Annotated in this window: 8 protein-coding genes; 2 read left to right on the top strand and 6 right to left on the bottom strand. The window is 27.0% G+C overall.

What is annotated here, in order from left to right:
- Positions 1-283: 283 nt before the first annotated feature.
- Both EK368_RS02935 and EK368_RS02930 read right to left on the bottom strand, forming a co-directional pair.
- On the bottom strand, positions 284-523 hold the full coding sequence (locus EK368_RS02935; protein ID WP_129596254.1) for a hypothetical protein: 240 nt from the start codon (positions 521-523) through the stop codon (positions 284-286).
- Positions 516-1,265, bottom strand: a complete 750-nt coding sequence (locus EK368_RS02930) for a ParA family protein (RefSeq protein ID WP_129596252.1) — start codon at positions 1,263-1,265, stop codon at positions 516-518. Before EK368_RS02930 ends, EK368_RS02935 begins: the two co-directional genes overlap by 8 nt.
- 1,031 nt (positions 1,266-2,296) lie before the next feature.
- On the opposite strand from EK368_RS02930, the gene EK368_RS02925 reads away from it, so the two are divergent.
- A complete protein-coding gene (locus EK368_RS02925) occupies positions 2,297-3,376 on the top strand; it encodes a hypothetical protein (RefSeq protein ID WP_129596250.1) in 1,080 nt (359 codons plus the stop codon).
- A gap of 50 nt (positions 3,377-3,426) precedes the next feature.
- Here EK368_RS02925 and EK368_RS02920 read toward each other — a convergent pair whose 3' ends face one another.
- Positions 3,427-4,200: a hypothetical protein gene (locus tag EK368_RS02920; RefSeq protein ID WP_129596248.1), complete on the bottom strand. Its 774-nt coding sequence runs from the start codon at positions 4,198-4,200 to the stop codon at positions 3,427-3,429.
- A 528-nt stretch (positions 4,201-4,728) separates the two neighbouring features.
- Here EK368_RS02920 and EK368_RS02915 point away from each other — a divergent pair.
- Positions 4,729-5,712, top strand: coding sequence for a hypothetical protein (locus EK368_RS02915; RefSeq protein WP_129596246.1), 984 nt, complete (start codon positions 4,729-4,731; stop codon positions 5,710-5,712).
- A gap of 124 nt (positions 5,713-5,836) precedes the next feature.
- Here the strand turns inward: EK368_RS02915 and EK368_RS02910 are convergent, their stop codons facing one another.
- From EK368_RS02910 to EK368_RS02900, 3 genes are all read right to left on the bottom strand, one after another.
- Positions 5,837-6,598 carry a hypothetical protein gene (locus EK368_RS02910; RefSeq protein WP_129596244.1) on the bottom strand — a complete coding sequence of 254 codons (762 nt, stop codon included), beginning with the start codon at positions 6,596-6,598 and terminating at the stop codon, positions 5,837-5,839.
- A gap of 137 nt (positions 6,599-6,735) precedes the next feature.
- Complete coding sequence (locus EK368_RS02905) at positions 6,736-6,978, bottom strand: BhlA/UviB family holin-like peptide (RefSeq protein WP_129596242.1); 243 nt, start codon at positions 6,976-6,978, stop codon at positions 6,736-6,738.
- Complete coding sequence (locus EK368_RS02900) at positions 6,954-7,511, bottom strand: RNA polymerase sigma factor (protein WP_129596241.1); 558 nt, start codon at positions 7,509-7,511, stop codon at positions 6,954-6,956. The genes EK368_RS02905 and EK368_RS02900 overlap by 25 nt, the downstream gene beginning before the upstream one ends.
- Positions 7,512-8,203 lie beyond the last annotated feature (692 nt).

Genomic DNA, 8,203 nt, shown 5'->3' with positions numbered 1-8,203 from the left:
AAGGATAGTTTTTCATGGACAATTTGTAACGTTAAATTTCATTCTTTTATTATGGATCTTTTCCTTATGTTTTAAATAAATTGTCGGATATGTGGAACAAAGCCAGCAATGCAATATAATTATCACTATATTGCATTAACGAAATGTTTTTAAAGTATTTAAAAGGCTACAATATGAGCTATAGAATAATTTAAACATCAAAAAGGGTAATAAATATTCTATTGAAAAAGTGTTTCCAAAAGTCCTTAGTTGATAGGATATTAATTTTTATCTAAACATATTTTTATTTATTACTTATATGCTTTTCATAATATTCTTCTATGGCTTCTCCAACAAATGTGCTTAGATCCTTTTCTTTGTATTTGGCTTTTAATAAATATATCTTCTCTATTTGTGACTCCGTAAGCATAAAAGACCTTTTGCTCTTTTCTTCTTTTACTCCTTTACTCTTTTCTTCTTGTACACTATTCATTTCTTCTAAACCGTTTAATATGCCAGTACTTACATTTTTTAATTTACTCACGACCAATCACCTCCTGTGCTAATGCTAAATATTCTTTATACCCTTTGCTGTTTTTATCAAATAAATTGATAGGCATATTTTCTATCTGTGCTTTCCCTATAGCTATATTTTGATGTATTACAGTATCAAAAACTTTAGAGCCAAATATTTCATCAATCTGTTCTTTAAATTCTTTTGACAAACTTGTTCGACTATCTACTCTAGTTAAAAGTACCCCTTCTATTTCAATTTTGGGATTTATTTTTTTCTTAATTAAATTAATAATTTTAATAAGCTGTGATATTCCTTCCAATGCAAAAATAGAAGGTTCAAGTGGGATAATCATTCTATCACATACAGCTAATGCATTAATGGTCAATAATGAAAGGGATGGGTTGCAGTCGATTAGTATATAATCATAGTCTAAAGAAGAGCTCTTGATACAATCTCTTAAGAGTGTCTCTCTTCCTAATGCACTCGAAAGTTCCAGCTCTGCATTGGCAAGTTTTATATTTGCTGGTACAATATCAAGACCTTTTATTCCTGTATTAATAATAGATTCTTGTATTGGTAAGTCATTAGTTAAACAATCATATATTGTACTCTTATACTCTTTTACTCCTATACTCTGTGATAAATTTCCTTGTGGGTCACTATCAATCAATAATACTTTCTTTCCTAATTCAATTAGACAACTGCCTAGATTACACGTTGTTGTAGTTTTTCCAACTCCACCTTTTTGGTTGACAACAGAAATGATCATTTTACTCTTTTCCTCCTTTGTTCTCTTACTCTTTTACTCGTTTACTCTTATTCTAAAATAAAAAGCTTCTATAAAGCAAGAAAAACATCTCAATACAAATAGTATTTCAAAGAATACTTTTTAATTTGAATTTAAGATTTTATCAAATGCCAAAGGACTTATCGCTACACCCGATGCCACCACTTTTAAAAAGTTCCTAATGATTCAGGAGCTTTACTGTTTCTTAAACATATATTTGAGGAATAGTTGGAATTTAAATAGAAATATATAACTATAACTCGTTGTGCTACTTATTAAAATACTGTCTAAGAATATTATGGAAGTGAAAAAAGTCGCAATATTCCTTATGTTACTTTTATTACAGGTTTATGGATATATTATCCAAATATAAGATCTTTAATAAGTCCCTGATTTGTTTTTTTACCTAGAATATTTATTAATAAACTCTAGCATATGTTATCCTCCTATCTTAATTACTTTGTCGTTATTAATGATAGGGTAACATAATTCGCTGGGGTTTTTCTATTTGTAATTTTTAACTAGCACAACAGGTAACTATATCTACATTTTACAAATAATGTTAAAATAGATGTAGACAATTTGATATGAAAATTGCATTAATTGATATATTTTTGATACAAATGTGCGTTGCCAATATAAGGGGTAGGGCAAGTATTCGTATAAAATGATTTGGATATAAATATAGTTCCATAAAGGTTGAAGTATAGGTGTATCAATACTTTAATTATGGTATTAAGTTATGGAACTATTTTAAAGTGCATTAGTTCATTTGAAAATCTAAAAGAATAAATAAAAACTGTAAACGGCCGTTTATGGTCATCAAACTAGAATAAAAACATATATTTTTTACAGTATTTGTAAAGTGACCCTGTTTTACACGAATGGTCGCCGTACCCCCATATATGTCATTAACTTTTTAATAAAAGGATTACTCAAATTTTTTTCAAAATATGCATTATAGTATATACTTACTTTTATTTTAAATATAATAAAAAAGGAGTGCTTTTTATATGAGAAAGAGATGTTTTTTAGTATTTTTATCTCTTATTTTATTCTTTAATTGTTATGCTTTTTCTTTTGGTATGGAAAGGAATAAAGGATATCCATGTTTTATAAATAATAAGTTGATTTATTTAAATGAAAATGAAAAGCCATTTAAATTAATCAGTAAAATGGATCCTAAAAAAGATAAGACAATAGTAATGTTTTCTATTAAAAGATTTTATGAAAATTTAGGATTTAATGTCTTATGGATTAAAGAAGAAAGAAAAATAGTAGTATCAAAGGATCATAAGAAAATAGAATTTTTTATAGATGAAAAAGACGAAAATAAAATGGTAAGAATGGATAATCACTATGTTCCTTTATATTTTAGAACCGATCTTAAAGGAAAAAATATAACTATAAAAAATGGTGTTGCATTTACAGATTTAGACTTTTTAATAGATTGGCTAGATGGCACTGGAAGTTATATAGAAGAAAAAGACAATATTCTTACAGATGGATCGTTTTCTTTACCAATTTCACAGGGCTCTTTGGTATATGAACACAGAGATATCATTAGCATATTTGGGGATTCTTATAAGCAACCCTTTAAAACATCCTATAAACCAAAAGGAATGGATCATCTAAGCATTTTTTATCAGAGTTTTCCTTCTAAGAATCCAGATACAAAAGATTATGAGCCTAAAGACTTATATGGCAATGCACCTAGCATTTATATAAATGATCAATTATTGTTTATACAAAGAAATGAAGTACCTTATATCAAAGAATCAATTCATGATCCTGTTATTATGGTGCCACTTCAAAGGATCTTAGAATATGTAGGATGTAATTTTCAATTTGATAAAAACAATCAAATAATTACCCTGTCAAAAGGTGAAGATATGGTACAAATATTCTTGCCAGAAAAAAAGAGTATAAATATTATTGGAGCTTTTAATATTAGTAATACAAATAATATAGAAATTGATGTTAGAGATGATCTAATATTTATAGACTTTGATTTTTTAATTTATTTTTTAAATGGCATATATTATTATTGGAAAATTCCTTCTAATAAAATAGAATCTTATATAAGTTTTTAAAAAAAGGCATTGCAAAATATATTTTGCAATGCCTTTTTTAAAATTGGATATTATTTAGATCTTAAATTCATAGAAACAAAATCCTTTACAAATCCATTTATGACTCTAGAATAGGATTTATCTATAACATCGTTCAAATCTTCATACGGCTCTAATCCGTTACGACCACCTTCGAGTTCTTTTATAAGATCGCCAAAAGTATCATCCCATGCTACATAATAACTTCCATTAATTTTTTGTGTTGCAGTAAGGGTACTCTCAACAAAACTTGCATTATCAAAATATACTCTATATTTATGCTTATTTAAATAATTATCTCTATTAGCTGCAATATTTAACTCTCTATTAATCCAACAGCCAGTTTTAAATTTCTTATAAGCACTTGAAGTCAAGTTGACTTTTATTTGACCTATTTTTCGTCCGTTTCTTTTTACTTCAGTAACAAGGCCATTATGATCTAAATAACTTAAAAGCATGACTGTATCTCCGAAATCTACATCTTCATATAAGTCTACTATGTTATCTGTAGTATAAGCAGTGTTGGATAAAGTATGATAAAACAATCTAAACTTTTTGCTTAATCCATCGTTTGATCCTATATAGAGGATACCTATATCTAAGCCATAATTTCCTGAATAAAATCCATGGAAAAATTCTGGATAGGCTCCATTATAATTTCCTGAATAATATCCATCACATGGGATACAATCACAGTCTGTAGGTAATCTAAGTTCAGATCCTACAGCTGTATATATAGGTTTATGTCTTGTATCGTTCCATCTAAGATTTTTTGTTGCTCTCATAAATCTAACTCCACCAGCCATTATAATCTCTCCTTTGTCTTTATATTTATATGAAAGCTTTAACCGGTTAAATGCTTTATATTTATTAAAGACAATTTTTAGGAGAAAATTGTAAACCTATGTGTGTAAAATATTTTAATTTTTTTAGATTTTGAGAATCACAAATAACGTAGGGATTACATTATGAGGTTTTAATTATTTTATAATTTGTAACATATACTTTGAGTCTATTAATAATTGCTGGTATTACTCGTTTTAGATAAAAGAATATGGTATACGGCCACGATTCGTGTAAAAAGTGTACTAGAGAGTAAAAAATTTTAAAAATACCTACGCAACCCTTGGTATATGCTACTTGTAACCAATAGAGTATTTTGATCTATAATCCTAATAAAAACACATCCCATAAATAGTCCTATAACTTAAAAATTAGAATTTATGGTACTGATTTTTAAAAATCTTTGATCATTCATAAATTTACAAAATTTTACTTTGTGATATTGTATAATTAACAAATTAGAGAAATTTAAAAAGGAGGTTATTAACTCAATGTATAATTATTTGAAAAGAATCATTTTTTTTACTATTGTTTTTGCATTGTTTTGTCCATCTTCATATGCACAAAACTCCAATATAACATTAAGCATCAACAATAGAAAAATAGAAACTGAACATATATGTCCATTTGTAGATAAACAAAATAGACTTTTTATACCTTCTAAATTCATATGTACATACTTTAACTTACAAATGGATTATGATCCTTACAAAAAAATTGTTACTTTAACACCTCGTGATGGATCTAAGAAAATAACTACTCAACCTTTAATTCAACAAAATCATATATTTTTGCCAGTTAATATAATACATAATTTAGGCGGTCATGCAGAATGGAATAAACAAAGTGGGAATGTCTATTTAACCACTAAAGAAGGCCTACAAATCAATCACAAAAAAGAATATATTGGTAAAGAATATGAATTGTTATTTGAATCAATGGAGAATACTTTTTTTTATCCAAAAATGAAATTTAAGGTATACATACCAAAAGGTACTTATCTTAATGAAAATATTACCTATATCGAAGGAACTCATGAAAGAATTTATAAAGAACCAGCCAAAGAAGAACTATACTTTGATCCAAGTGATTATATCAATTGTTATTTAGATCAATTTTTATTTGATGAAGAAGAATATTATACATTTACAGCTACTGATTATATGGACTTGATTCAACATCAATATAAAATAAACACTGAAGGGGAAAAAATAAAACTTCGTATAAGTCACCACAAGATACCTTATCCATTAGATTTTGTTTTTTCTGAATTTAATCCTTATAAAATTGTATTTATGAACAAAGACCAGATTCATGTTGTAAAGAATCAAAAAAATAGTATTATCTATCAAATTAAAGATTCTTATAAAAATTATTATTTTATAATCGATAAAAAATCAAAATTAATTTTAAATTATAGAGTTGATAATTTGAAGACTCATGAAACAGATTATGTTCTGGAACTTGCTTATTAAAAAAATTTATTATCCCTAAAACTATTTAAAATCAAATGACAAACCTTATAAATTATAAAGTAATTTGTCATTTGATTTTATTAGAAATAAATATTATATAATTTAAATTTTATGACTAATATAACTAGTTTTTGTATGGCTTCACTATAAGATTAACACTGTCTCCAACATCTCCATACTCATTAACTAAAACAGAATGAGAATACTCTGCATATTTTTTTAAAGATAAATCTTCTCCTTCTTCTATAAACTTTGTATTTGTTTTAGTCATAGCCTCATCAAATCCATGAACAGGATCTTTTAAAAGACAAGCTTCAAATCTTGCATCATAAAAGTAAACTCCTGATTTCTTTACATTTTCTGCATTATTTGAAACAATATTTAATTCAGTATTTATTTTACATCCTTGTTTTAAATCTCTCAAAGCATCTGAACTTAATAAAGATTCAATTTTTCCTATTCTGCGACCATCTTTAAAAATGCTACACTTTACATAATCTGATGATTTAGATATACCCAGATCTATAATAACTCTATCTCCAGGGTTAATTTTTCGATCTAGAGATTCCATTCTCCATGATGGATATTTCTTACTATTAGAAGCCAATTCCTCTTTATCTTGAATTTTACCAGTAGGATCATATAGATATTGTTTTTCATTATATTTATCCAAAGTTCCAGGCAACGTGCCCATAAAAAGATGCCATGCACCGTATATATATACTAATCCAGCATCTAATCCATAGTTTCGATATAAACCCAAAAATAATTCTGGATATGTTTTATATGTTTCACTTGTTGCATATGAATCAGGAATTTTTAAAAATCCATGTGCCCCATGATATTGAGCATTATTTGTACTTCTCATCATTCTGAAACCTGCCATTTTAAACTCTCCTTTTCATTTGTTTTTATGTAAAAGCTTTAATCGATTAAAGACTTTATATTTATTAAAGACAACTTTTAAGTTGAAATTGTAAACTCTTAATTAAAAAAATTTTTCAATTTCTTAAAATTTGAAAACTATGAGCTTGAATCCTTTCTGTTAAATACATAATCTTTTATGTCTTCAACATCCTTTTTTACATCTTCAACTACATTTAGCTTGTCAGTTAAACTAGATATAATTTCTTGATACTTGTTTTCTCTTTCTTCTTGACGGAGATCTCTTTTCTCCTGGTTCTTTAATATATAAAAAATAAGAGCTACACTAAGTAAAGTCCATATTCCTTGTGCTGAAGCTAATTCAAATATTTTTTCTTCCAAGTATTTTCCTCCTCTTTCAGATGTAAAGTTTTTCTTAGATTATGCAACCCTCGATTTTTGGCTCTGTTTACAGCTTGTCTTGAAATTCCTAATAAATTTGCTATTTCTCGATCAGAAAATTCCTGTACAAATTTTCTCTTAATCACTTCTCTTTGTAAAGATGGTAATGAATTAATCAAACTCGATGTAAAAATCATACTATCTATATGTATCTTTGCATCCGAAATGATAGTTGATTCTAGTGGCACTGTTTTAAGATTTTGCAATATATTTTTTTTGAGTAGATTTATAGACTTATTTTTTAAAAATCTGTATATATAATTAACAATTGCACCATCACTTTGCATATGTAGCTTATTTAAATTTATATCTCGAATCAGTTCTAATAATGCAATGATTAAATCTGTTTCTGCTTCTTCATAACGAAGCTTTCTACTGAATTTTTTTATAGTTGGATTAAACCTTAAATAAATACTTATAACTGCCTCTTTATGTCCATTGTGTGCTTGTTGCAACAAATTATATAATTCCATATTATTTCCCCCTTTTGTCACATACCTAGATAGCTATCCAACAAATAAAGACAAGTTTGACATAAAATTTGTAAACGGGTATTTTTTAGCTAGTTTTGTATTATAATGACACTTTGGTTGGATGATTGCTATTTTTCAAATAAAAAACATGGGGATAATTAGTATTTATTTCATAAAATTTAAAAAACCATATAAGAAAACTTTTAAAAATGAGGGTTTAGTAAAGATACCTATACATTAACGCAACACAATATACATTGTGTTACCACATAAAATAGATATAAATGTTGAAATATCAACATTTGGTTAATTATGCACGATTTTTTCAAAATGTATGTTTATTCATTGAGGAAATAAATAAAAAGTTGAATATAAATACATTGCAAAAGGCCTCAAAGTGACGGCACTGGGTGTGGCAATAAAACATCTCACTGCTCTCTATAGGCATATGATATGAAGTGAAAAGGACAAGGCCTTAAGGAGACTCTGAGAGGCCTTTGAGTGGAGGAAGTTGTTTTATATGTGTATTTCTTTATAAAATTTTAAAAAAATTAAAGTAAAAGCATAAACCTACTTGTATATATGTACACATAAAGACTATACTATTAGCATACACAATAAAATCAATCACCCTATAAAAAAGCTCCATACAAACACATGAATCTTTTTCATAGGGTCTTTCAGGAGGAAAA

It is taken from the genome of Anaerophilus nitritigenes, from assembly GCF_004138215.1.
GTDB classification, from domain to species: domain Bacteria; phylum Bacillota; class Clostridia; order Peptostreptococcales; family Thermotaleaceae; genus Anaerophilus; species Anaerophilus nitritogenes.
The sequence above is the reverse complement of the archived record's forward strand: the minus strand, read 5'-3'. Positions and strand labels throughout refer to the sequence as shown.